This is a genomic window from Cyclobacterium xiamenense (genome assembly GCF_009467825.1).
Lineage (GTDB): Bacteria > Bacteroidota > Bacteroidia > Cytophagales > Cyclobacteriaceae > Cyclobacterium > Cyclobacterium xiamenense.
In genome coordinates this window covers 135,634-159,685 of record NZ_WIOK01000005.1, presented here as the reverse complement: position 1 = coordinate 159,685, position 24,052 = coordinate 135,634, and the positions used below count along the sequence as shown (strand labels likewise).

Sequence of the window (24,052 nt, the reverse complement as noted above, 5' to 3'; positions counted from 1 at the left end):
TACTAATTTTAGAAATCTAAAAAATGGAATCAATTGCATGAATGTCAACCATAAATGATGCCAGTATTTTCGGTCATCTTTTTTTGGTTGCCGAATTATTTATCCCCAAACCGCTCAAATTTCTATTTTATAGCAACGAATGAGAACGACCTCGGTCCCCTAAGAAATCAAATCACTCTACTGTCCGTCTGCCATAAATCCGCGTTGGGTCCCAGGGCTTCCTTGAGCGGACGGGTAGCCTCGTCCAGTGCGTTTAGTAGAGCGGGGCTAAGCGTTACCTGCGCGCTCGCTGCATTTTTCCTGACCTGTGCCGCATTTCTGCCACCAACGATGGCTGCCGCCACGCCTTGCTGGTACAGTAACCAGGCCAAACTGATGTTCCCCATCGACACCTCCGCCTCTTTGGAAAGCTCCTTGATCTTCGTAATGGTTTGGAAGGTCAACGCTTCGCAACCATCCTCCTGATGCCGGGATTGCGAACGTTCCTTTGTGAAATGCCGGGTTCGCGCCCGGTCATCCGGAACTTCCATTTCAGAAGTGAATTTGCCGGTCAGCAATCCCTGCATGATCGGGGAATAACAGAGAATCGGTACCTCATCGGCGATGCATTGGGGAAGTATCGAATACTCAATGGCCCGAAAAAGGAGGTTGTAGGCCATTTGGTTGCTGCTGATGTTGAATCCGGATTCCTTGCAGGTATCCAGGCTTTGATTGCCGAAGTTGGACACCCCGTAGGCGCGGATTTTTCCTGCATCCCGGAGTTCTTGAAGCGCTCCCAGCGTGTCCGCCAAGGGGATCTCCGGGTTAGGCCAGTGGAGCTGGTACAAATCAATGTAATCGGTTTTCAGATTTTTCAATCCCCGTTCGCAGGCTTTCCTAAGGTTTTCTGGTGCAAAATCGGCTGGGCCGGCTTTTGACGCGATGATAATTTCCTTCCGCTTCTCCCCCAGCGCCCGTGCGAGCAGATTCTCGGAGGCGCCTGCCCCGTAGGCTTCTGCTGTATCGAAGGTGGTAATGCCCTGATCAAAGGCGGTTTTGATTGCCGCCAGAGAATCCCGCTCGTCCTGCGGTCCCCAGTTGAAGCCGCCAACGATGGCCCAACAGCCAAAAATCAAGCGTGAAATTTCTAGATCGGAATGGGGCAATTGGTAGGTTTCCATGGGTATCAGTCAACGATTTTTTTCAAAAAAAGGGAATTTACACACAAAATCAAACCCCCAGCTCCAAACAATTCGAAACGTTTTCGTTACATACCCCTTTCTTAGCTAGCGGAATTGGTGCTTATGCATGAAAGTCCTAGACTTTTTTGAATTTTATTGGCTGATCGGGTTTGACATTCAACCACATTAGGATCGCGAGTACATTCAACACGGTCCCGATGATAAAAAACGGGGTGACCGATCCGGTCCAATCCCGCAGGTACGGAAACGCAAGCGCCGTAACGAAGGATCCGATATTTCCGGCCATATTCATGGTGCCCGAAACGGCACCTGAATGCGATTTCCCGATATCGTTGCACAGGGTCCAGGAAGGGCTGATGGTCATATCGGCTCCAAAGATCGCAACCGACAGAAACAAAATCGCCAGGGTGACTTCCGTTGCAAATAAGCTGGCTAGCAGGCCTCCTGCCGCCAGGGTAAACCCGATAGCAGCCGGGATTACACGCGACCACTTAAAATGACCGTTTTTATAAATGGTATCCACCAGCCAGCCGGAAAACATGTTTCCAAATGCACCCGCCACCAAGGGCAGGGAGGCATATACCCCGGCCTCCAGGTTGTTTAGCATAAACTGTTCCTTCACGTGTGGAAAAAGCCAGGTGAGACAAAAGAAGAACGTGAAATTACTGGCAAAATACTGCCCCATGGCCAACCAAAGGTTGCGGGATTCCACCAGCGACTGCACGGCAAAGGTAGATTTCGCCTCCACCCCTAACTTCGACCGGGAGAGCCGGATTTCCTCCTTCTCAAACGCGGATACCCGTGGGTGCTCCTCCGGATCATCCCGGAAAAGCAGGTACCAGGCCAGTGCCCACAGAATCCCCAGAAAACCCAGGGTAAAAAACGTGGTTCGCCAGCCAAGGGAATCAATCGCCAGCGCCACGAACGGAAGGGCAAAAGCGGCACCAAACCTACCTCCGGAGAAATTGATCCCGTTTACAATGCCACGCTCCCGAATAGGAATCCAATGGTATACGGCCTTGGCTATTCCGGGATAGGCGCCCGCCTCCCCTACCCCAAACAAAAACCGGATGACAAACAGCGAGATAAAGCTGGTGACTGCCCCAGTCAACGCCGTAAACAGCGACCACAAACTTACCACGGCAGCCAGGGCTTTCCTGGGACCAAATCTATCGGATAGGATACCAAGCGGTGTCTGAAAAAGCGCATACCCCAGGGCAAACATGGACAACACCCAACCAAACTGCTTGTCACTCAACTGCAGGGCTTCGGTCATCGGACCCTTTGCCACGGAAATACCGATGCGGTCAACGTAGACCAGCATGGACAAGAGAAAGGTACCCGCGACCATAAAGTACCTACTGGGAATAAAGGGCTTGGGATGTAACGTGTGCACGGCTATTTTGGGTTAGGTGGATCGTATTTTCCCGGCAGAAATCAGGCATCGATCCCAACCGGCGTCGGACGGGGGTCGGTTAGGTGTTCTGATTCATGGCATGCATCAATTTTTTTTCAATGACCTCCCTGGATTTGGTTAAATGCGATTTCATCGCTTTTTCTGCAGCTTCGCTGTCTCTGTTCAATATGGCCTCCACAATATCGAGGTGATCTTGCAGGGTTTCTTCGGGCGGACGAATCAATCCGATTCGCTCGATATAGGTGATGAGATTCCCTTGCTTAAACAGCTTGTACAGGTAGTTATTCTTGCATTTTTCTACAATGAAGTCATGAAATTGGGTATCGGCTTTTTTGTACGCTTCGTAGTCTTCTTCCTGACCATCCGCCGGGGGGTGAAAAAAACGACGGAGTTTGGCCGCCTCTGCCGGTGTATAATTCTTTGCCAGAATGCCGGCAGCAGTGGATTCCAGCGCTATCCGGCAATCAAATATTTCCAGAATCTCCTTGTCATCGATGGTCTTGACCTTAAATCCGGTCTTGTTTTTGGGCTCTATCAGGTTTTCGGCCTCCAGCATGTGCAAGGCCACGCGCAGGGGCGTACGGCTTATCCCCATTTGGGCGGCCAACTTTTCCTGGATGATTTTCTGCCCGGGGGCCAATTTTCCATGAATAATCATCTTCCGTAGCTCACGGTAGGCCTGAATTCCTAATTCATCGTTTTTTAACATCTTCTTACGATTCGATTGGCACAAAAACCTTTAGTATACGGTATACCAAATACCAAAATACGCATTTTCACTCATTTTATCCGGTTTATTGGCACATTACTTTTTAAACGGTTGGATTGATAAATCGCTTCGACCACTTTTAGGGTCTTCATGTATTCCTGAATACCGGTTTCGAATGGGGAATTGGTGACAATACCCTGGATAAAATGTAACTGACAGGCATACACACTGTCTCCGGAAAACCCATTTTCGGTGGGTTTAAATGGGATTTTATAGGCGGCAAGTCCCAGAGGTTTGTGGGAAATTTCGCCATTGGTATGCAGTATCAGACTGCCCTGATCTCCCTCGACCAGCATTTCTCCAAAGGTAAAGCGGACATTGTTGTGCAGGGGTTCGTTGTAGCGGTTGGCATCGAAGAGCGCCGTACAGCCGGACTTAAAGCGAAAAAAAACCATGCCCGTATCCTCCCCCTTGATGATGGGATTGAGCGTTTTCAGGTTGGCAAAAACCTCCGTAACCTCGCCTTCCAAATAGCGGAAGGTATCTACGAAATGAACACCCGTTTCGTGTATTAGCAAGCGAGGCATGGTCCGAAAATAAGGCTGCCGGTCCAGGTAGGCGTTCTCGCCCCAGCCATCTCCCAGGCGCATCTTGAAGGTATATTGAAAAACCTTTTTGCCGATCTTACCGGCCTGTATCAGGGACTTGATTTCCCGGTACCAGGGCTGAAAGCGCCAGTTTTCATGGACCATAAAACGAACCTTGGCACCTTTTACCAGGTTGCAGATTTCCCGGGCTTCCTTGTACGTATCAGCCAGCGGTTTTTGGCATATTATGTGGACCCCTTTCGCTAGCGCGAGCTCGATAAGCGACTTGTGGCTTACGGGAGGTGTTACAATATCGATAAAGTCGGGCTTTTCCTCTTCCAACATCGCCGCTACATCCGCATACACGTTGGGAATTCTAAAGCTCTTTGCATACAACCTGGCCTTTTGGATATCCTTGTCGGCGACCGCGGTGATTTCTACCTCCTCCATACGCGACCAGGCGTCTCCATGAAACTGACTGAAGTATCCCGCTCCTACAATTACCCCTTTTAGTTTCTTCATTTCAGCGATGGGTTGAGGTAAACAAATCGTACACCCGGGCAAGGCTTTCTTCATCCCCGACGTTTCCAGGGTACACCACGTAGGGAATGCCTGGAAACTTGGTTTCGTCTCCCAATTGCCATACCGGAACGCCCGGAATCACCTGCCCCAAAACCACCGCTCGCTTCATCCCCAGCCCTTTGACGGCGATATCGTTGGAGGTGATGCCACCTTTGGCAATCAAAAATCCGGGCTGAATACCGAGCATATCAACCATTTCCACCAAAAATCCGGCTACCTTTTCGCCGATGGCCAGGCTGGCCTCCGGACTGTCTCCCGAAACGAGGGTACGAGAAGTATACACCACGGCGTGTACACCCGAGTCCAAACACGTTTCGACGGTCTCTACTACCTGTTGTAGAAGATCCCGGTTGGCACCTTCGGAATCAATGACTGCTTCCACAGAAACCGGAATGGCCTGTATACCTGGTTTTTTTACTAGCTGCTCAAGTTGGGCGGTGGATTTTTTTACATACGAGCCCACGACGACCAAACCGCCCCTGCCCGGTATCCCAGCCGAAGGTGTCCAGGCCAGGGCACCCATCCCGCTGAATGCAGAAACAAAGGAAGCGGCGGTTCTGAAATTAAACCCCTTTCCGCTTTTTACCAATTGATGCAGCACCAGGCAGGTTTTTTCCAATTCCCGGTAGGACGTGTTGTTGATCACCATCACTTCATTGCCGGTAAGTCCCTGCAATTTTTCGAAAATCGCTGCTTCTCCTGCGGCGATATCTGAAAGCGTGAGGCTTTTCACGGCTTCTTGTTTTATTTTCCCACCTGATTTTTCCTCCACCCATTTGGTCAGGTCGGAATGGGTGTAGCCAAAGCTCTTGTCCTGTGCAAAAACCGTCTCCGATACCGGCACCTTGTGCCCGCTTTCCACGATGTAATGTACGTTGTTCTCGGTGATTCTTCCCCCTTCAAAAAAAGCGGGGACTAGTAAGGTTGGAAGATTACCCAGGCCTGCCCCCTGGCTCAGGGCTTCGACTTCTGAGGGAAAATAGCCCCGCAGCGTGGAATCACTCCTACTGATCAGCAGGAAGCGCCGGCCGGTTTTTTGTGACGCGTAAACCAGATTTTGGCCGATTTCCCGGGCGCGTTCGGTAGCGCTTGCCTTGGGCAGGCTTCGGGTATTGGCCAACACAAAAAACAAGGGTGTTTGCTGCGTAAATTCATAAATAAACGCTTCCCGGGTCCAATGGCCCAAAACGGGAACATCATGGGCCGTCTGGGTACCGGTGGGATCATCGTCCACAATTACCAGCGATACCTGCTGCTCCAGAAATACTTTCCTAATTTGATTGCTGTAGGGCCTGCTCAAGGAATCTTCAGTAGTCATCATTCGCTATTCTTTTTTATATCGGCCGGGCCAAAACCCGGGCAGGTGCTCCGTCGCCACCCGCAATTTTCAGGGGCATTACCATCAGTTCCACCACATCCACCCGGATTTCGTCCAAATTACAAATCCCCTCAACAATAATGACCTGACCCGAAAACAAAATGCGGTGAATCAAGGTGACTTCTTGCAGGTCATTGACGTTGGCTACGGAGGGAGGTTCTACTGCCAAAATTCTTACCTTCTTTTCTACCAGCCAGTTTGCCAGCTCCTCACTGATTCTGGGCAGCTGGTTGCGGTATTTACCGGGATCTGAACGGGAGAATTTACTCCAACCCGTCTTGATTACCAGGCTGTCGCCGCTGTTCAAATGCTCCTCAAGGTGTCCCAGGTCCGCAATAGTGATCCGTGCCGAGGGTGCAATACCAGTCAGATCGAGGACTTTGGCAACGCCAAAGAGGCTTTCCAGAGGCATTTGATCAATGGTGGGCCCCTCCACCCCAAAATGAATGGGGGCATCCATGTGCGTGCCGGCATGGCTGTAAATCTCGAGGTTTACCGCATTCCACCCATCCCGCTCCAGATTTTTCGCTTCGCTCAGGGCCACACCGGGCATCCCCGGACCAATGGTCTGTGTAAGGTCTATCCAACCCATCCTTACTGGTTCAGTGCCTGAATCACCTGCCCGGCAAACTCCTCCGTCCGCGCAGTACCTCCCAGGTCAACGGTTTTTATCCCTTGTTGAAATACGGCTTCGATAGCCCCGACAATTTCCCCCGCTGCCGCAGTTTCTCCCAGATGCTCCAGCAAAAGCGCCCCGGACCAAATAGTTCCGACGGGGTTGGCAATGCCCTTTCCCGCAATATCCGGTGCCGACCCGTGTATGGGTTCGAACATGGAGGGAAAGTCCTTTTCTGGATTGATATTTCCACTTCCCCCCAGTCCAAGGCTTCCCATGATACCTCCTCCCAGGTCACTCAGGATGTCTCCAAACAAGTTGGTGGTGAGGATCACATCGAAGTATTCCGGGTGTAAGATGAAGTTGGCGCTGGCATTGTCGATGTACATTTTTTCCAGGGTTACGTCTTTGTACTGTTCTCCCACCTCGCTAATCACTGCATCCCAATATTTCAGGCTGTGAATCAGCGTATTGGATTTTGTCACGTTGGTAACTTTTTTACGCCTTTTTCGCGCAAGGGAAAAGGCAAAGTGGGCCACCCGTTCAATTCCTTTCCGGGTGAAAATGCTGGTATCAGTCGCCAACCCTTCGGGACTTTCGGGTCTGAAAAAGGCCCCCGATTGAACAAACTCCCCTTCGTTATTTTCCCGGATAACGACAAAATCTATTTCCTGAGATGTTTTGTTGCGAAGCGGGCTTTCCAATCCCTTAAACAGCTTTACCGGTCTGTAATTGACATATTGCTGGAAGGCGGTTCGTACCTTGAAGGTATATAACTTAGCGGGCAGGGTATCATCCACCGCTGTCAGCCCCACCGCTCCAAAAAACACGGCATCAAAGCCCTTGAGGGTGTCCAGGCCATCTTCGGGCATAAACGCCCCTTCTCTGAGGTAGCGACCCGCTCCCCAGTCATAAAACGTGTAAACCAGTTTAAAGTCAAATTTTTTAGCGGCCGCTTCCAATACCGTAAGGGCTGCGGGGATGATTTCATGACCGATGCCATCACCGGGAACAATTGCTAATCGATACGTTTTCATAAAATGTAGTTATGTATGGTATGTATTTCGTTACCTGGCAGCTCATTGCTGCTCTGGTATAAAATCAATGGTGCTTTTCCAACGGGCCCGGGCAAAACCGAACCCTTCCCCCTCCGGTACCAATCCGTTGGAATGCGGTAAAAACTCTACCAGAATCAAACTGCCCTTTTCAATGGCAACATCGGCTACCCGGACTTCATGTGGCGCGTACTCGGCGATGCCTTTTCCGTAAATGCGCGGGTTTTGAAACTCCATTACCTTTTTGTCGCCGATTCGCAGAATGTACGTACATTCTCCATCCGACTCCAACAGCGAGGTAAACCGGATGGTGTATATTCCGGTATCCTGGCCGAATACCGTAGCGGCGGCAGCCCACTGGTCGGTCGGTTGTTCGACGGTATTGATGGCAATGGCTCCCCTGACTTTGTCGTAGTAGGCCGGTGAGAACCCTTCCAGGGTCCAATTCCACTTCTCGGGCTGCTGACTATTGTTGAAATCGGCCGGGAAAATACTAATTTCCTGACGCAAAATGTCAAAACCACCGTTTTTATCCCCGAATCGCCAGGGTGTTTTTGCCCAATCCGATGCGAGTACCAACGAAAAGAGTATAGCTAGTTGAACGGGTAATTGCTTCATTTGAATCCGATTTAGTTGACTATCTTACAAGGGCTCCTCCAGGGAGCGGCTACTTCGTTACTCCGGTAATTTCCCGGACCAGGTTAAAAAAACCTTGTTTCCGTTCGGAATGGATGCCCCAATCTACGGGCACGCTTTGGAATCCCTCTTCGTACGGTTCTCCATCGCGTCGGTAGTCAAAGAAGCCCCAGGAAACATAGTTTTCTACGGCGACGGTAAAATTGTTTCGTTCCTGATCAAAATCGTAGTGATCGTCTTCGTTGATTACCACCGGCATGGGACGGTATCCCTCCACCTGCCGGGTATCCGCGATCAGCTTCTCCATTTTCTCCAGGGTATTCACGCCGTTTCCGTGTATCAAAATATAGTCGGAGGATTTGACGACGTTTGGCTTGGGAGGCGTATTCCCTTTGTAGCTGGTGCTAACCAATAAGCGGTTTCCTTCGTACTCCATGCTTTTGACCAGGTCAATGAGCTCGTGTACCCGGGCCGGTTTCAGTATCTCGTGATCGTAGGCATTGACATCGCATTCGTTGTTGACCTCGATCAACACGTTTCGGTACCCTTCGTGCAATACCCAGTTCACGGAATTTCTTACCGCCTCGATTACCGCAACTTCGTCGTCCAGGTTTTGGTCCTGCCCAAAGTAGAAAATGCCCAGCATCACCACCATCTCCAACTCATCCGCTTTGTCCAGCACCAATTTCAACCGGTCCATGTATTCAGGTCGGAGCCGGCCGTCGGAAAAGAAGGCTGAATTGTACCAATCCTTATTCCCATATCCAATGGGACTCCCGCCCTGCAAGTTGATGGTAAATGCGTTTAGCCCGTAGGCGTTCCACTCCTCCATGGCGGCCACAAATTCGGCTGTATTTCTATCCGGGTCCCATTCGCCGGTATCCGGATATCCAAAAAGCGGGCGCGTTTCGGGATTCAAATCATCAAAAATTCCCTGCACCATCCTGGAGTTCATCAGCAATCCTTCGATGGTAGTACCCTTCCAGGTCCTTCCCTCGTAGGTAGGTTTTCCGTTCACATGAAAGGCCTCGCCTTCTATAGTGACCACCGTTCGTTGTTCCGCCGTTTCGCAGGCGACCAAGCCAAGCCATAGCAGGCTACAGGCATAAAACATAAAATAGGTTCTCTTTTTCATACGATTCGTTTTCAAACAGTTAACAATAGGAAATCGCCGCTTGCCCGGCATTCCTCACCGCATTCCGGTATTTTGCTCGTAGGGATGGTTTCCAGCCAGCGTCGGGTAAGGGTAGCAATTATTCCTGGAACCCACACCCGCTGCTGAAGGAAATCCGCCCGGACTGCCTGCCCAGTTTTACCACGCATGTACCGGTACGGTAGGGCCGTGCCTCGTTATTTTTTTCGAACCAAAATCACCCAATCCTCTTTTGGATCTGCAGGAGGCATTCCGAGGTTTACCCAACCGGGTCCGGATACTTCGGTTACGTTTCCTCCCTGCACCCGAGGCTTTTTTATGGTAGGCAAGGCCGATAACACGGAGGCAGGCTCCCGGGAATACGTCTGCTCAATGACCATTTCCTTGCCTTTTTGAAGCGCTCCACCAGTCCGGGGATTGTACCAGTCCACCGTATAAGTACCCGCATGCTCCTGCAGGTTAAGTGCGGCACCGCCGCCGGCCGGCAGGTAGATTACGTACAGCTCCCCGTTTTCCGCAAATACGAAATCCCGTTCACTCCGGGTTAGGGCGTTGGCATTTTCCATTTCCCAGAAAGGGATCCGGTTGGTTTTAAAGAAATCCATGGCATGCCGGGTATAGTCCCACAGGGCATCCCTGCTCCGCCAATCTTCCATGTTCAGGTCATTTTGTTCCTCGGCATAGCCAAAGTACCATTCCACGCCGTCACCTCCTGCGGCGATGGTGGCCCAATAAGTAGCCCTGGCTTCATCCTGGTTGTAATTATCGTCGTAATCATCGGTAGTGACCCCGAGCGCGCCAGTGCCCGCTTCGTCCATGGATACGTTCCACTTTCTACCCGTCTGCCGGGATGCGTTTACCCAATACGAAATGACCTCGAAGTTGTGCCAGGGACGCATGCTATTGGTCTGGATGGAAGGACCCTCAAAATACTCGTAACCTAACAAGGGGGTGTAGCTTTGTTGGTATTGATTGGGAAAGGTATGCGTTACGACGGGATGGTCGTAAGGATCCAGGCTATGTAGGTACATGGCATCCGCTTTGGCATTTAGTTGCTCCGGATCGTTCAATTCATCCCATAGGTCGTGCTCCTCACCCAAATTCCAGTTCAATGCGTGGTGGTGGGAAAAGCGGGCGATCAGCTCCCGGTAATACAGCTTTCTTTCAGGTCCCAGCTTTCCGCCGTTTAGCAGCTGATCGTTTTCATTTTCGTGAGTTTTAAAATGCAGAAACAATCCCAGTTTGTCCGCATGTGAAAACACGATTTCCCATTGGTCCAACTTGGAAACATCGTATCGGTCTACCTCTGTATGACTGATCCAGGGCCAGGTGTTTTTTCCATCCCCCCCGGCGGATAGGGTCAGAAAAGAGACGGCATTCATCCCTTTTACTGACAGGTAGTTGAGCCCGCCGATCAAACCTTTTCCTTTTGTACCTTGCCAAACCGGGTCTCCCTCCTTCCAGTCCCGCACGTGGGCTTCGTACTTTTTAAGCGGTGTCGCGCCCCGCCCATCTTTGTGTTGGGTCGTTCCCCAAATTAAAACATCACCCGCATCCTTCGAAAGGCCGGTATGGGTATAGGTGCCATCAAAGTCTGCATATCCCAATAGCGTTTCCGGCGCATCGGCGCCTCCTTTCATAAACCATTCTCCATTGTCAAATCGCAGGTAATGTTCGCCAACGTACCTGAGAACCCCTTTCCCACGATGGTCTACGCCGGATTTATCCGTATCGGCAATAGAAAAGGTCCCGGTAGCTCCGTTGAAGGAAACCGGTTCTCCAGCGGTTGAGCTCGCATTTACTGCGATGTTTTCTCCCATTCGGAAAGAAGCCTGGTAGCTCCACTGCCCGGTTTGGGGCACATTGAAATGTACCCGCCATTTGTTTCCAGAAGTAGCGCTGGTCTCTCCGGCATTTCCATCTGCAGCGAAATATCCAGGCACCTGGTATACTAGTTCTCCGCCCTCGTGCCGGAAAGTAACGTTTAAGCGATAGCCCATAAACGGATTGTACGCATCGGTTTCACTGACCTCAGGTCCATCAAATGTAATCGATATGGGGTGCCATTTTTTAAGCTCTCCATCTATCTGGCCCGTCGTCTGTGCAACTAGAAACCCCTGAAAGGTCAGTAGCAAAAGTACAACGTTGGTTATGCGTGTCATTTTTTTCATGGTTATTGGTTTTTATTGTTGCAATTCTGTTTTGTTTTTTCTCACATCCGATAATGCGTCACCGATTTTCGCAATAAATTGATTGGAAATGGCCGCGGTTGCCGACACGATCAGCAACCCTTCTACTGGGACGTTTAAATCAGCTAGTCTATTGGTTTAAAGGGGGCTTCAAGGCGTGCACGAATAAAGTTACTGATTTGTGTATGCCCCATTGACTTATCCAAAAACCCAAAAACAGCTACTGCATCGGTGTTGCGCAATGCGTGCTTATCGTCATCTCTCCCAAAACTAAATATCGCCATGTTATCCGGTTGGGCCCATCCCTCGTCTCCTCCCCCGCCAACACCACTGGCTCCTACATATAGGATCTGATCGGCATCTTCATCCAGGAAATAAAAGAAGGGAGAGGGGAAGTTGTTGCCAAATTCCGGATTGAGGTAACCCAGCCCCTTGCCGTGCTCAAACGGGCGTTTGACACCGTCCTCAAGCAGGTAATGTTGTTTCTCAATGGCCATTTTTCCACCGACGGGCCCTTCCCATAGAAAAGCGAATAAATCCTTCGCTTCGAGTACTTCAATAGCGGCATGGCTGCTAAAAAAGTGATAGCGGACCCGGTATTTCTCGTTGCTTGATTCCAGCATCAAGTGGTTTCCTCGAAGTGTATCGCCAATAGCTACCGGATCGCCCGTGGCGTCTATCCATCTGGAGGTCCCTCCGCCTCCCCGGCAGGGATGTCCAAATCCGTCCGAAGCAAAATTGGGCCATCCCCGCCATTCCCGATTGGCTACACAATCGTTGGCGATCCAATCAAGGCCTTGCTTGTCGACCGCCGAATTGAATCCGGTAGCGGTTTCACCCGTTTCGGCCTGGGCTCGTTGAAAGTGCCAGGTGCCGTTTGCTGCTTCAATCTTCCAGGTCAGGTAATCAAAACGCTGCGCCTCGGTGACGGTAACGTCCAAAAGCTGCTCCACACCTTCCTCGCAAGAGAAAAGTAATGCAACGATAAGAAGATAGTGTTTGCGAAATTTCATACCTGCTGGTTCCTGTGTGTTATTACTCTTGAACTTATCCATTCACGGCTATTCAGCGAATCCTTCGGTAGGAACCCGGTGGATCGTTTTGTGAATCATATGGGTTAATTCGGTTCCGTCTTCCGTTGCGATCTGGTAGCTTATTGACATCACCCAGCCCAGTGAGGTTTCAATCATGTCCGGCAGTTCCTCCAGTGTACCAAGGGAAGCGTTCACCGCACCGGGTTTCAGGGAGGGGATCTCCAAAAAAACCACCTTTCCATCCGCCGACAAGCGGATAGATGCCACCTGTACCGCGTCGGGCTTGGTTTGTCCGGGGTTGTCCACCGAATAAACCTTCCCCCGGCTGCCGTACTGACTGGTCCAGGGATAGGTCCATTTCTGCAGGCGGAAATTGTCCATCGAGGTGGCGATCCCGGGATCCAGTTTTTGGTTAAAATGAAGTTCAATACCACCGGCTTTGGTGTTGACAGCCACAGGTAGGGCCAATGGCTGCCCGGTATACCTAACGCGATGAAACGAGCCCCAGTCTTCTCCTATGGATTGCCAGCTGGTCATCCCGGCTAGATACAGATGTCCATCTGTATGAAAGCGTCCGCGTTCCAGGCCGGATTTAAATACCAATGGCAGGTTTACGTGCGCTCCCTGCCAGACCCCATCCACCTCTTCTTTCAGTATCAGCGAAAGGGATGCACGCCCGTAAGAAGCCAACAAGAGATCGTCCTGCAATTCTTTGGGCCAGTGCGTACTCCTGATGAAAAGGGGTTTGGCCGGAGAGTTATCCAGGTAATGCGGAGTCCAGATCATCGGAGGCTCAAAAGACTCCGGCGTTTCGGATTGGTGCGCAGCCGGGATAAATCCGTGGAATTTACCTTCTTTGATGCGGTGCACCTTGCTGGTAGGTACCCAGTTTCCTTCGTTATCTGCATAGATCATTTCCCCGTCCGGACCAATATCCAACCCGTTGGGATTCCGCAGACCCGTTGCGATGGTTTCCAAGCGTTCCCCATCCGGTGATAGCCGAAACAGTACCCCATGATGCGGGGTTATTTCCGCGTTGGCTGGAGGCCCGTTTCTTCGGAGATAGGGTGGCCAGGGAGTCGATTTGGCGAAATAAAAGTTTCCCTGTGAATCGGTTTCCAGGTTCATGGTGAAGGCATGAAAATTCGTGAATGCCATGATCTCATTGTTGAAATTCTCGTAGAAATCGGCAAATCCATCCTCATTCAAATCGTGTAATCGTGTAATTTGATCGCGACCGGTCACGTAAATCTGGTCGTCGACTACTTTTACACCGCCTGGCTGAAACAAACCCGTAGCAAATCGATGCCAGTTTAGTGTGCCTAGCTCTTCTCCGATTCCCTCTACCAACCATACATCACCGCTAAGGGATGCCACCACTGCCCTGCCGTCGGATAAAAAATCCACATCCATCAAGCGAATAAATGATTTCCAGGGATTGTCAGCCGGTAGGGTAAGCTCATCTACGGTAAACGGCCCCTCGTCCTTTCCCATCACCGCCTCTGTCTGCAAGGTTTCCCATAGATCAGGGCCGGGTTGGGTGTATTCAGACAGGTCTGGGAGGTCTTCCGCCTGTTCCAGGTAGGCCTGCATGTAGCTGGAGGTTTCGCCAGACAGTACCGGCCCGATAGCCAGGCAAAACGTCAGTGGTTCGCCGATTTGGGGAAGATCCAGTACAAGGTGCCGGTTTTGGATGCGCCATTCTGCGGCTGAATCGAAAATTCCCTGTATGCCAAGCATGCGTGTGCTGCTACCCACCCGAATGCGCAGGTATCCCCGGGAATCGGCAAGCGGTATGCGTTCGATTTCCGCATTTTCCGGGACCTGTAGCACCCGCAAAGACAGGGTTTCTTCCGTGGGACTCAAAGTAAACGTCCGGGTAAAAACAGGCCGATCCTCCACCTGCGAAAATCCGGGTAGTTCAAGAACTTGACTTTTGCCAACGGTATAAGAAAAAAGAACCTTTTCTCCGTGCATATACAGTCCCTTGTAATGTGCTTGTTCCTTCGGGATGGGTCCATAGGGCCAGTTTCTTGGATCCTCAAACTCTCCATCAAGTGACCACCCAGGGGTTTTGCTGGTTTCGAAATGGGTAATTCCATCCGGACTGGGCCAATTCTCCAGCCCGTCCCGCTCCAGGTACCAATGAAGGAATCCTCCAGTCCAGGCGCTTGCAACACGCAATAAATCCGTATCAAAGGTAATGACGGCTTGCGGATCCCTTCCAACCTTGACGGCAATTCCTTTGTTTACAAACAGGCTACTCGCTACCAGCGGATCGTGCGTCATCGTGGACGTAACAAATGGCCCGTGATCCATTGGGTTCATGTTATCGGAAGGTTGAAATTGGGCCTGTAACGGCACATGGGTAAAAGAGCTCGCCGCGAGGGCAAACAAGAAACGAGATAAACGCTGTCTAATCAAATTTGTCATGGGTCTTGCGGTAATCTTCCTTGGATCAACTGCCAAAAAGATTCCCTTTTTCGCAGTTGTTTGGTTTTAGTTTTTAGTCAGTTGGTATGCCAGAAAGTAAGGATAAACGCTTGCTGAAAGCAGCCCAGGTGAATTCCGGTAACAAAGAAGCACGGAACGATGCATGTCAATCAAGAATCGATTTATTTTCAAGAAACAAAACAAAGGCTTTGCCCCCCAGCGCGTTGTCATCGGAAGGGCTCCAGGGCTTTCCAACGATATCTAGCATTCCGTCTCCCGTGACATCCCCAAATACAATCTCATGACCACCTAGATTTACGTCGGCAATTACATGCTCCTTCCACTCCACTTTCGGATTATTGGACCAGGAGGGACCTACGCCAAGGTTTTCCCAGAGGTAATACCGCGGGTTTTCCTCGCCCTTTGCTCCCGGGCGCGCCCGCTGCCAGTCTTGTTCCGCCGTGATGACATCAAGTTTGCCATTTCCGGTAAAATCCGCCACGCCAAGGGAGTGCAAACCGCCCATGATACGGTCCCATCCAGCGATTTCGTGCCGGAACCATTGAATCGTTCCCCCGGAATCGGGACCGAGGTTTTCCATCCACCATACCCTGCCACCGCGCATTTCTTCAACGGTCTGTACCACGTCCAGCCTCCCATCCTCGTTGATGTCCGCAACCCAGGACCTGGCTGCTTTATCCGCCCAGCTTGGTTCCCCCTCCGGCAACGGCATAAAGGGTCCCAAATCGTGTTTTTTCCACCTGGTGCCGCTGCCGTCCAAATTTTCAAACCATACATCCGTCCGGACAATATCTGTATCCCCGTCACCGTCCAGGTCGCCATGTCCCTTTGGCGCGACCCCACCGTGTACCGCAGCACCAATGTCCTGCCTTTTCCAGGGATCCTTCGGGTTATCGGGAATGGTGTACCAGCGAAGATTGTTTCGATCCGACATGGTAATCACGTCCATGCGCCCGTCTCCATTAACATCGGCGACTACCTGATCGTGGATGGAACCATCCATGATGTCGTCATCGAATACAATCCGCTCGTAGGCAGTCTGCAGGTCACCGGAATTTCGGTACCAGGCGCCCCCGACAAGGTAGTCCGGCAATCCGTCACCATCTACGTCCAGTACCGCGCCACCGGCATCGGTGGGTGGGTTTTCACCCACAATGTACCGGGACCAATGGCCGGGCTCATGGTATTTGTAAACGTAGATTTTTCCCGTTCCGCGCGAACTCATGATGTACTCCAACTTTCCGTCGCCGTCCATATCGGCCAGCCCGGTATTCGAAAAAGCACCTCCTATCAGGGAATCGTCTATAATGTGCGTCCTAAACTGAATTGTTTTAACACTCCCCTGGGCCCAACTGGCATCCATAGAAACCGAAAAGATCACGAGCAGCAGGCAGGCCAGGCCAAACGAACTGCATAACGATTTATTCTTATTTTTTAACTTCATCTTTTGTCTGTTTGCGTAGTTTTTGAAATACACGATTCTTGCCGGCCAATTGACGGGCATATTAGCCGCTTACTCGGTTGAAATCAACCTCCCCTGCATTTGTGTCCAGTGCGCCGAATAAGTACATATGTACGGATAGGTACCCGGCGGAGGAACGTTGAAGGAAAGCACGACGGTATCCCCTGAATAGGCCAGATCGCTGTAGGCGAGGATCCGGTGCATTTCCTTTTCCGGGATCCAGTCCGTCGCCATGGCCTGAAGCGCGGCAATACCTACCGGTCGGATATCTGCTTCTTCCCGTACCAGGACGATATTGTGACTCATGTCGCTCTCGTTGATATACCGGATACGCAGCACCTCTCCCGCCTTGGCACGTATCTCTGACACCGAGTAACTTAGCTCTACTCCTTTGGAAACGATCTCTATTTCCGTGGTGTCGGCAGATGCGGTGTGTTTTTCTCCCACCGATCCGGCGGAATCAACGAATGGGGCTATCCCAGCCCAACCGGAATCCGGAGGGACGAGGAAGAAAACGGTGATGAGAATACTACCTAAACATGCGAGAGCAATACCTTTCATAAAGCACAAATTACGTTACGGTGAAAATTAATAATTGCGGTCGTCCATCGGACTTGTTTTTCTATTTTTGGTTCAGACCCCGTTTTGGAAAGGTTTCCTCCATATTCGGCAGATCTTTCGTCATTTCCAAGAAGATTACCCCCACAAAAGGTCCTACTTCTTCCGTTTCACCCCAATCCGATTTCGGATTGTTGTGGGAAATCGTACCCCGGGGCCTACCCGTTCCGCCATTGCATGGCGTTGCGGGTAGCCCGGGCGATTTATCCGTTTCGCGAAATTAAGGAGCCGGAATTACAATCGGCAGGCTATGGTTCCAATCCGTGGTTTGATCGGACCGGGCTGCAATGCGAATGTGTAAATTACCCCCTCCCCGTTCGCGAGACATGGCCAGGAGGTTGGCATCCAGTGTTACCGTCGCCGTACCCGAATTTTCCGGCAGCTCCAGCTCCCGGGTTTGCCACCGCGGACCATTCCCCGTATTGATCCCCACTTTTGCTACCGTGCTTACCAGCACTACCCTTTCCTGAACACCATGCCCTTGACTGGGGGAAATGGAATAATTGACCTGTACCTCTCCCCCGGAAACAGAGACCGTGGGTGGGGGAATGACGAGAAATGGGTTTACGGTAATGTGCTGCTCAACGGGACGACCCCTGAGGTCCACGGTCAGTTCCCCCTGTCCGGGACCATCCACCGGGCCTTCCACCCATACTGTGTAGTTTTGCGGATACAGGTGCAAATTCGCGTAAGAACCATCTCCATTGACCCGCAATTCCAGCGGTACCCGGTCCTCCTCTCCTAAAACGAATACCGTAAATGCCGGATTTGAGGCATCACCGGATACCGGATCTCCGTTTTGATCCAGAATCAGTCCGCTGATCTGCCCATCAAAACCGAAGTCCGTGACAATCTCTTCGCATCCCGAAAAGACCGCAAGGGAGACTGGCATTGCTACCAGCATCAAATATTTTTTAAATGCTAAACCATTCATTGTTATCGAATTTTAATATCAACTAATTTCATTTGAGCGTAAAACAACCCTTTCTCTAGTAACCGGGGTTCTCCACCAGGTCGCCATTGGTTTCGAGTCGGGCGTTCGTGATCGGATTGTAATAATGCTCCGGTCGAAACTCCCGCTGAACGGTTTCCCCGTCAATAACCAGGAAATAATACTGTCCCGAATCATCGTGGTAAATCACCCGAACGCCTTTTACGATTTGTCCGTCCAGGACATCCAGAGCCGTTCTCCATCGGCGTAGGTCGTCCCAGCGGTGCCCTTCGTAAATCAACTCGCTGGTTCGCTCGATGCGCACCCGATCCCGGGTGATGGTCCCTTCCGTCAAAGGAATGAGTCCCACCCGCTCACGGGTAAAGTTGAGGTACATGGCTGCTTCGGCTGGGTTACCCAACTCAAACTCGCTCTCTGCAACGATTAGGTACATTTCGGCCAGCCGCAATTCCTTCCAGTTGTTGGATTCCGTCCCGGCGGGTATCAGCGGAGTTTCTGCGATGTATTTCTCGAGTAAAAATCCCGTAGACGGAAAGAATTGATTGGCTTGTCTTCGGCTGGCACTACCTACGGTGTTTTTTCCGTTGTAGGTGACGCCCACCTCCGAAATGATTGCATCTGGATTGGTACCTCCGACGGTGGGGTCAATACCTTCGTACAATTCCACCAAATTCCCGGCATAAAAATCTCCCTCAAAGAGTACCGTCGCATACAGCCTGGGATCTTTGTTTGCCCAGGGACTGACTCCACTCGGGTACAGGTGGTCCGGACCCAAATCGGGCGCGCTAAAGGTACCGTCCAGGTTTTCGTACTGATTGACCAGTTCCAGTGTGGGGTTCATCTGCGATCCCTGCCCCTCAGAAAAAGGAGTGGGTTGATTCTGGTGCGCAAACTGATGCCGGATTTCAACGCCGTTGTAAATGCGTTCAAAGATGACTTCGTCGTTTGCGTCTTCAACGAAAACACTCCAGTACGTTCGCTCCGGGTCACTGCTTTGTAGCAAGGAATACCTTCCGGAATCAATCACCTGCCTGGCAGCTGCACTCGCTTTGCCGTAGAATTCATTGGCCCTGCCTGCGGGAATACCCGTTAGCCGGTTGTCTGCAAGTGTTCCAAAATGGGCAATGGAGGCCGACCAGAGATTTGCCCGGGCTTTGTAGGCATAGGCCGTCCATCGATTGACCCGACCGGTTTCTTGCGGATTTTCCATCAACATTCCTGCCGCCATTTCCAATTCGGTGTCAATAAAGTCAGCAAGCGCTTCCTCACTGCTTCGAACCCGGTATTGCTCGGGAACATCCTCAAAAGGATCCAGCACCACGTTTACCAGTGGTACTCCACCGTAGCGTTTTTGCATCTTGAAGAATACAGCCGCCCGCAACACCCGAACCTCGCCTTCGCGCTGCCGTTTGAAGCTCTCGGATAAGGGGGATTCCCGGATACTTTCGATAAAGAAGTTCAGCTCCCGGATGTATTCGTAATCCCACAAGCCTTCACAATCGCTATTGATGTCCATTCCCCCGTGGGTTCGGCAGCTAGTGAAGCCGCCCCCCCGCTGGGTACCCAGATCGTGGTGACCAAGCATTCCGTCAAAATCGTCGAAGCTGGTAAAGGGAAATCCGGCATATAAGTCGGCAACCAATGCATCGGCAAACGCCTCATTCTGAAATACCTGATCCGCATTTACCAGGTCTCTTGGAACCTCATTGAGGTTTAAAAGGTCGTCACAGGAAACCAATGACACCAGCAAAAGCGAGAGAAAAGGTGTCAAGGCACGGTATAGATAATTGCTTTGTTTCATAACTGAGAAAATAAATGTCGTTATCAAATGAATTTTGTCTTAGAAATCGATCTCAAGCCCAAGGTTGATCACCCGTGTCTGTGGATGGTAGTTTCCAAAAAACTGCCTGGGATTTTCGTCGATCTCCGGATCGAGAAAATCGATGTCCGAAAAGGTCAACAAATTGGTCCCTCCAGCGTACAACTTCACCCTTCGCAAACCAAGACCGTCAATTAGTTGCTGCGGGAGGGTATACCCCAGTTGCAGCTGCTTGAGGCGCAGGTAGGTGCCGTCGATCAAAAACATGTCGTAGTTGTTATTGAACCGTCCCGATGCCCTTGGCCATCGGGCATCTGCGGCGCTTACGGCTGGAAGCCCAAATTCATTTTCCGGGATGTAGGAATCACTGATGTGTCCCTGCAAAGCGACCCCATTGGCTGGAAAGGGAGACTCAAACTCACTCCAGGCCAGGTTCCAACCAAAGCGGGACGCTCCCTGCCAGAAGGAGACCAGCTCGAGTCCCTTCCAGGCAATCCGGGTTTGAAATCCAAAGGTCAACCTGGGCTGGGTTCCGGATGTGGCAATGTATTGGTCCTCGTTGGTAATTCGTCCATCCCCGTTTCGGTCGATAACCCGCGCGTCACCAATTTGGATGGAGCGGTTTCCGTTGCCATCGATGTCTGCCCAACTGTCGATTTCTTCCTGAGAAGAAAATAGCCCGTCGGTTTCCAGGTAGAAAATATTGACGTTATTTCGACCACCGGTGACCACCCGCCGACCGATTTGTTTTTCCCGGCGTTCCACTTCCTTGTTAATAAAGTCGGGTTCGTCGGTATTGACAACGATTTCCTCAAAAATCCCAAAATTACCTCCGATGGAATAATTCCAGTTGCTATTCGCGATGGTATTCGTATGTTGCAAACTGAGCTCCATGCCGCGGTTTTGAAACTCCTGAAAGTTTTGGCGGGGCAAAACCGCTCCTACCACTGGGGATACATCCAGTATCCGTTGACCCAGTACATCAAACCGGTTTCGTTGAAATACATCGAAGGTGCCTTCCAACTTGCCATCCCAAAAGGAGGCATCCAATCCAAAATTGACGATATCCATTTTCTCCCAGGTGATATTGGGATTCGGCAGCCCGTCTGTGCTGATCGTTCGCTGCAGGGTTGACCCTTCAAAGATGTAAAAATCATCAAACGAGAACGTGGACAAAAACTGAAAATCGCCTGCCGCATCGAAGCCGAGTCGTCCCCAGGAACCCCGAAGCTTCATAAAGGTCAGGACATTCGACAGGCCAAGATTTTGCATAAACGATTCCTCTGTAATATTCCAGGCTCCCGAAAAGGAAGGAAAAAAACCCCATCGGGAATTCTCTGGAAAACGCATCGATCCGTCGTAGCGCGCACTTACCTCCAAGGAGTATTTATCGGCATAGTTGTAACTGGCCCGGCCAATATGCCCTATTCGTTTGTTTCGGTTGATGAAATCGTTGTTGAATTGCTGGCTGGGCGGACCAGCACTCAATTGCGCAATCGGGAAATCGTAAAGAATTCGGCTGGCATCAATTCGCTCAAAATGGCGCTCGATGAATTCAAACACATACATTGTGGTCAGGGAATGCTTCTTTCCAAACGTATGATCGCCATTCAGGAAATATTGGAAATTTATATTTTCGGTTTGACTGTTTCTTCGCTCCACGCGCGTGTCCGCATTCAGGGCGCGTACAAATTCGTGCGCTTCGGTAGTGGGATTGTAGCGGTATTCCGGACCTCGCTTTTGAAACATCTTTTCCTGCAAATTGGTCCCCTGGTAATTGATGGTGGCCCGGGTACTCAATCCCGGAAGCAGTTGGTACTCCCCGCCTAGCTTAAAATCAATGAATCCCCGCTGAAACTCCTGGGTCCCACCGATAGCGGCACTGGCCAAATTTAGCGGGTTCACCGTCTGTCCTTCGGGGGCTCCCCTGGGGAAATTCAGGTGTCCACCGGGCAATTCTTCAATGGAATGAAAGGGACGCCAGCGTCCACTTCGGGCGAAAATTCCCTGCCCCTGCGACCAGCTAGTCCCCTCAAAAGCGTTTCTGGGACCGGTGAAATCCTGCAGGTTATAACTCATGTCAAAGTTAAAAGTGAACTTTTCTGAAACATCCACATCCACATTACCGCGGATATTGTAGCGCTTGAACCGCGTATCGGTTCCACCAAAAACATTGCGTTCCAGACCGGTCTGATCAAATACGTTTCCGGAAACAAAATAGCGAACCTTTTCGCTGCCACCCCTCAGGGACAAATCGTGTGTAAACATGGGAGCTGCATCCCGGGCGATCAAATCATACATTTGCACGCTGGGGTAATTTTCCGGGTCCGATCCATCCGTATGTACTTTAAACTGTTCGACCGTCTCAGGCGTCCAGCGTAGTCCAAGCCCCCGATCGAGGTTTCGCATATTAAACAGCGTCATGTATTCCCAGGATTCAATGACATCCGGCACCATGGTAAGCCCCTGAAATCCAACGTCTCCCCGGTAGGAAAATTGAACATCGCCCGTACTTCCTCTTTTTGTTGTCACCAGGACAACGCCGTTGCCCGCTCTCGCCCCGTACACGGCCGCGGCTGCCGCGTCTTTCAGTACCGTGAGTTCTTCAATGTCGTTTGGATTTAAGTTTGAGAAAACCGCCTCATCTACAGGCAATCCATCGATGATGTACAGGGGCTCCCCAAATCCACGTATATTGATAGCCGTCTTGTTTTGTCCGGGCTGGCCGTTTTGATTTTTGATGAATACACCCGCTACGCGTCCTTGCAATGCCTGGCCCACGGTAGGGGTCGATACCCTCGCCATGTCTTCCGGATCGGCTCTTGCCATACTTCCCGTAAGGCGGGATTCGATTTGCGTTCCGTACCCAACCACGATCACCTCATCGAGCGAAGTTTGGTCTTCGCTCAATATAATGGTAAACTGGGTTTGATTTCCTACAGTAATTCGCTCCGATTTGTAGCCAATAAACGAGATGACAATCACGGCTCCCTCCTCCGCATCAATGCTAAACTTGCCGTCGATATCCGATACGGTTCCCTGACTGGAACCCTCAACAACGACCGTGGCACCGGGGATCGGCTCCCCGTTGGGATCGATGACAGTACCGCTGATGGTAGCCAAAAAATCCGCCTTTGTTGGCCCGGACCCATGGTTGGTAACGGGATGATTAGCGAGGTGCTCTGTTACGTAAGGCGTCGAAAATTCCGACGGGTTTCCCTTCCCCGAAGAGGAAAAGGCCAAGCCAATGCAAAAAAGAAAGCACCAAGGCAGCCAAAAGATTGCCTTAAGTAATAAATTTTTCATAATTTTAAGGGTTTATTGAATGAAAGACTTCAATGAATAGCGGTCTTATGAGAAGTACATTCCCCAATGAGCATTATCATACGACCATGCCGGTTGGTATTTTACCAATCGGCTTTTTTTAACTGAACTGGATTTTTATCATACACAAAACGGTTTAGTTATACTTATCATCTATAGCTGGTCGCCGGTTCCTTTACCGGTACCTATCGCATATGCAGCACCCCACGTATTCACGTTAACCCAAGCCAAATTTTGCATTTTTTCTGGCTTGATTGAATTATTTTTACGAGTCAAAAACCGCTTTCCTAAAAAGTTTATAGTCAATTCATTAAATCAAAAAAACTTCAATTTTTTACCCGATTTTTTTGAATACCGTATACATTTTTACAATCGAATAAAGCTATAGATTTTTTTCTATTTATCCTTCCTTTTTATTGACAAAAATCAGGTTTTTTGAATATTTAATGTAATATTTTTAAATTGATATTTTCGTATCTTTTTTATTTGGTTTAGATCCAAATAATACCCTAATACATGTATTTTATTTTACAAAACGAAACGAAAAATACTTGTTGGTATACAGGTTTTCCATGCGGCTCTGATTTCGATCAGCACGGCTGTAGTCCAGGCTAGAGATTATCCGTTGCCTAAACTCCGAAATATCAGTGGGCAAAATGCACGCTGCTGCTATCTTTCCCTATCTACACCCCAGAAAAAAATGGGCAGTTCTCAACCAAATAATCGCCAAAAAAAATAAAAAACCGTCCCTTCCGGGTTCAGTTCTGGGCGTTAGAAACGTTCGCTTTTTGGCTTCAAAAAAAAACCGGTACCTCGCCGATTGATTATCCCGGTCCTTGCCGATTAATAAATGGATCCGAAGGAAGCCCCGCAATATATCGCCCCG

The 24,052-nt window shown here is 50.5% G+C and carries 17 protein-coding genes; all 17 read right to left on the bottom strand.

Annotated elements, in window-relative coordinates:
- Positions 1-167: 167 nt before the first annotated feature.
- Positions 168-1,160 (bottom strand): aldo/keto reductase, encoded by a 993-nt coding sequence (locus GCU44_RS05540; protein WP_154854905.1) that lies wholly within the window; start codon positions 1,158-1,160, stop codon positions 168-170.
- 136 nt (positions 1,161-1,296) lie between these two features.
- Positions 1,297-2,577, bottom strand: a complete 1,281-nt coding sequence (locus GCU44_RS05535; protein ID WP_241684848.1) for an MFS transporter — start codon at positions 2,575-2,577, stop codon at positions 1,297-1,299.
- 79 nt (positions 2,578-2,656) lie between these two features.
- Positions 2,657-3,307 (bottom strand): GntR family transcriptional regulator, encoded by a 651-nt coding sequence (locus GCU44_RS05530; RefSeq protein WP_154854902.1) that lies wholly within the window; start codon positions 3,305-3,307, stop codon positions 2,657-2,659.
- 71 nt (positions 3,308-3,378) lie between these two features.
- On the bottom strand, positions 3,379-4,416 hold the full coding sequence (locus GCU44_RS05525; protein ID WP_154854900.1) for a Gfo/Idh/MocA family protein: 1,038 nt from the start codon (positions 4,414-4,416) through the stop codon (positions 3,379-3,381).
- Position 4,417: 1 nt separating this feature from the next.
- The gene (locus GCU44_RS05520; protein WP_154854897.1) at positions 4,418-5,797 is read right to left on the bottom strand and encodes a four-carbon acid sugar kinase family protein; all 1,380 of its coding nucleotides are present in this window, start codon (positions 5,795-5,797) and stop codon (positions 4,418-4,420) included.
- Positions 5,798-5,810: 13 nt separating this feature from the next.
- The gene (locus GCU44_RS05515; protein WP_154854894.1) at positions 5,811-6,446 is read right to left on the bottom strand and encodes a cyclase family protein; all 636 of its coding nucleotides are present in this window, start codon (positions 6,444-6,446) and stop codon (positions 5,811-5,813) included.
- A 2-nt stretch (positions 6,447-6,448) separates the two neighbouring features.
- Entirely contained in the window at positions 6,449-7,507 is a 1,059-nt protein-coding gene (locus tag GCU44_RS05510; protein ID WP_154854891.1) for an isocitrate/isopropylmalate dehydrogenase family protein, read from the bottom strand.
- Positions 7,508-7,549: 42 nt separating this feature from the next.
- Positions 7,550-8,143: a hypothetical protein gene (locus GCU44_RS05505; RefSeq protein ID WP_154854889.1), complete on the bottom strand. Its 594-nt coding sequence runs from the start codon at positions 8,141-8,143 to the stop codon at positions 7,550-7,552.
- Positions 8,144-8,192: 49 nt separating this feature from the next.
- Positions 8,193-9,296, bottom strand: coding sequence for a hypothetical protein (locus tag GCU44_RS05500; protein WP_241684847.1), 1,104 nt, complete (start codon positions 9,294-9,296; stop codon positions 8,193-8,195).
- A 215-nt stretch (positions 9,297-9,511) separates the two neighbouring features.
- Complete coding sequence (locus GCU44_RS05490; RefSeq protein ID WP_154854885.1) at positions 9,512-11,485, bottom strand: DUF5060 domain-containing protein; 1,974 nt, start codon at positions 11,483-11,485, stop codon at positions 9,512-9,514.
- A 143-nt stretch (positions 11,486-11,628) separates the two neighbouring features.
- Entirely contained in the window at positions 11,629-12,516 is an 888-nt protein-coding gene (locus GCU44_RS05485) for a hypothetical protein (protein WP_154854882.1), read from the bottom strand.
- A gap of 48 nt (positions 12,517-12,564) precedes the next feature.
- Complete coding sequence (locus GCU44_RS05480; protein WP_154854879.1) at positions 12,565-14,970, bottom strand: DUF6797 domain-containing protein; 2,406 nt, start codon at positions 14,968-14,970, stop codon at positions 12,565-12,567.
- A gap of 166 nt (positions 14,971-15,136) precedes the next feature.
- Positions 15,137-16,435: an FG-GAP repeat domain-containing protein gene (locus GCU44_RS05475; RefSeq protein ID WP_161993896.1), complete on the bottom strand. Its 1,299-nt coding sequence runs from the start codon at positions 16,433-16,435 to the stop codon at positions 15,137-15,139.
- A gap of 69 nt (positions 16,436-16,504) precedes the next feature.
- Complete coding sequence (locus GCU44_RS05470; protein ID WP_154854874.1) at positions 16,505-17,014, bottom strand: plastocyanin/azurin family copper-binding protein; 510 nt, start codon at positions 17,012-17,014, stop codon at positions 16,505-16,507.
- A 277-nt stretch (positions 17,015-17,291) separates the two neighbouring features.
- Positions 17,292-18,005 (bottom strand): DUF3823 domain-containing protein, encoded by a 714-nt coding sequence (locus tag GCU44_RS05465; protein WP_154854871.1) that lies wholly within the window; start codon positions 18,003-18,005, stop codon positions 17,292-17,294.
- Positions 18,006-18,060: 55 nt separating this feature from the next.
- Positions 18,061-19,824: a RagB/SusD family nutrient uptake outer membrane protein gene (locus GCU44_RS05460; protein WP_154854868.1), complete on the bottom strand. Its 1,764-nt coding sequence runs from the start codon at positions 19,822-19,824 to the stop codon at positions 18,061-18,063.
- A 39-nt stretch (positions 19,825-19,863) separates the two neighbouring features.
- Entirely contained in the window at positions 19,864-23,148 is a 3,285-nt protein-coding gene (locus GCU44_RS05455; protein WP_154854865.1) for a SusC/RagA family TonB-linked outer membrane protein, read from the bottom strand.
- Positions 23,149-24,052: the final 904 nt, after the last annotated feature.

Excerpts from the sequence above, each read along its gene's own strand:
- GCU44_RS05540 (WP_154854905.1), bottom strand. The coding sequence starts at position 1,160 with ATGGAAACCTACCAATTGCCCCATTCCGATCTAGAAATTTCACGCTTG.
- GCU44_RS05530 (WP_154854902.1), bottom strand. The coding sequence starts at position 3,307 with ATGTTAAAAAACGATGAATTAGGAATTCAGGCCTACCGTGAGCTACGG.
- GCU44_RS05525 (WP_154854900.1), bottom strand. The coding sequence starts at position 4,416 with ATGAAGAAACTAAAAGGGGTAATTGTAGGAGCGGGATACTTCAGTCAG.
- GCU44_RS05520 (WP_154854897.1), bottom strand. The coding sequence starts at position 5,797 with ATGATGACTACTGAAGATTCCTTGAGCAGGCCCTACAGCAATCAAATT.
- GCU44_RS05515 (WP_154854894.1), bottom strand. The coding sequence starts at position 6,446 with ATGGGTTGGATAGACCTTACACAGACCATTGGTCCGGGGATGCCCGGT.
- GCU44_RS05510 (WP_154854891.1), bottom strand. The coding sequence starts at position 7,507 with ATGAAAACGTATCGATTAGCAATTGTTCCCGGTGATGGCATCGGTCAT.
- GCU44_RS05505 (WP_154854889.1), bottom strand. The coding sequence starts at position 8,143 with ATGAAGCAATTACCCGTTCAACTAGCTATACTCTTTTCGTTGGTACTC.
- GCU44_RS05500 (WP_241684847.1), bottom strand. The coding sequence starts at position 9,296 with ATGAAAAAGAGAACCTATTTTATGTTTTATGCCTGTAGCCTGCTATGG.
- GCU44_RS05490 (WP_154854885.1), bottom strand. The coding sequence starts at position 11,485 with ATGAAAAAAATGACACGCATAACCAACGTTGTACTTTTGCTACTGACC.
- GCU44_RS05485 (WP_154854882.1), bottom strand. The coding sequence starts at position 12,516 with ATGAAATTTCGCAAACACTATCTTCTTATCGTTGCATTACTTTTCTCT.
- GCU44_RS05480 (WP_154854879.1), bottom strand. The coding sequence starts at position 14,970 with ATGACAAATTTGATTAGACAGCGTTTATCTCGTTTCTTGTTTGCCCTC.
- GCU44_RS05475 (WP_161993896.1), bottom strand. The coding sequence starts at position 16,435 with ATGAAGTTAAAAAATAAGAATAAATCGTTATGCAGTTCGTTTGGCCTG.
- GCU44_RS05470 (WP_154854874.1), bottom strand. The coding sequence starts at position 17,014 with ATGAAAGGTATTGCTCTCGCATGTTTAGGTAGTATTCTCATCACCGTT.
- GCU44_RS05465 (WP_154854871.1), bottom strand. The coding sequence starts at position 18,005 with ATGAATGGTTTAGCATTTAAAAAATATTTGATGCTGGTAGCAATGCCA.
- GCU44_RS05460 (WP_154854868.1), bottom strand. The coding sequence starts at position 19,824 with ATGAAACAAAGCAATTATCTATACCGTGCCTTGACACCTTTTCTCTCG.
- GCU44_RS05455 (WP_154854865.1), bottom strand. The coding sequence starts at position 23,148 with ATGAAAAATTTATTACTTAAGGCAATCTTTTGGCTGCCTTGGTGCTTT.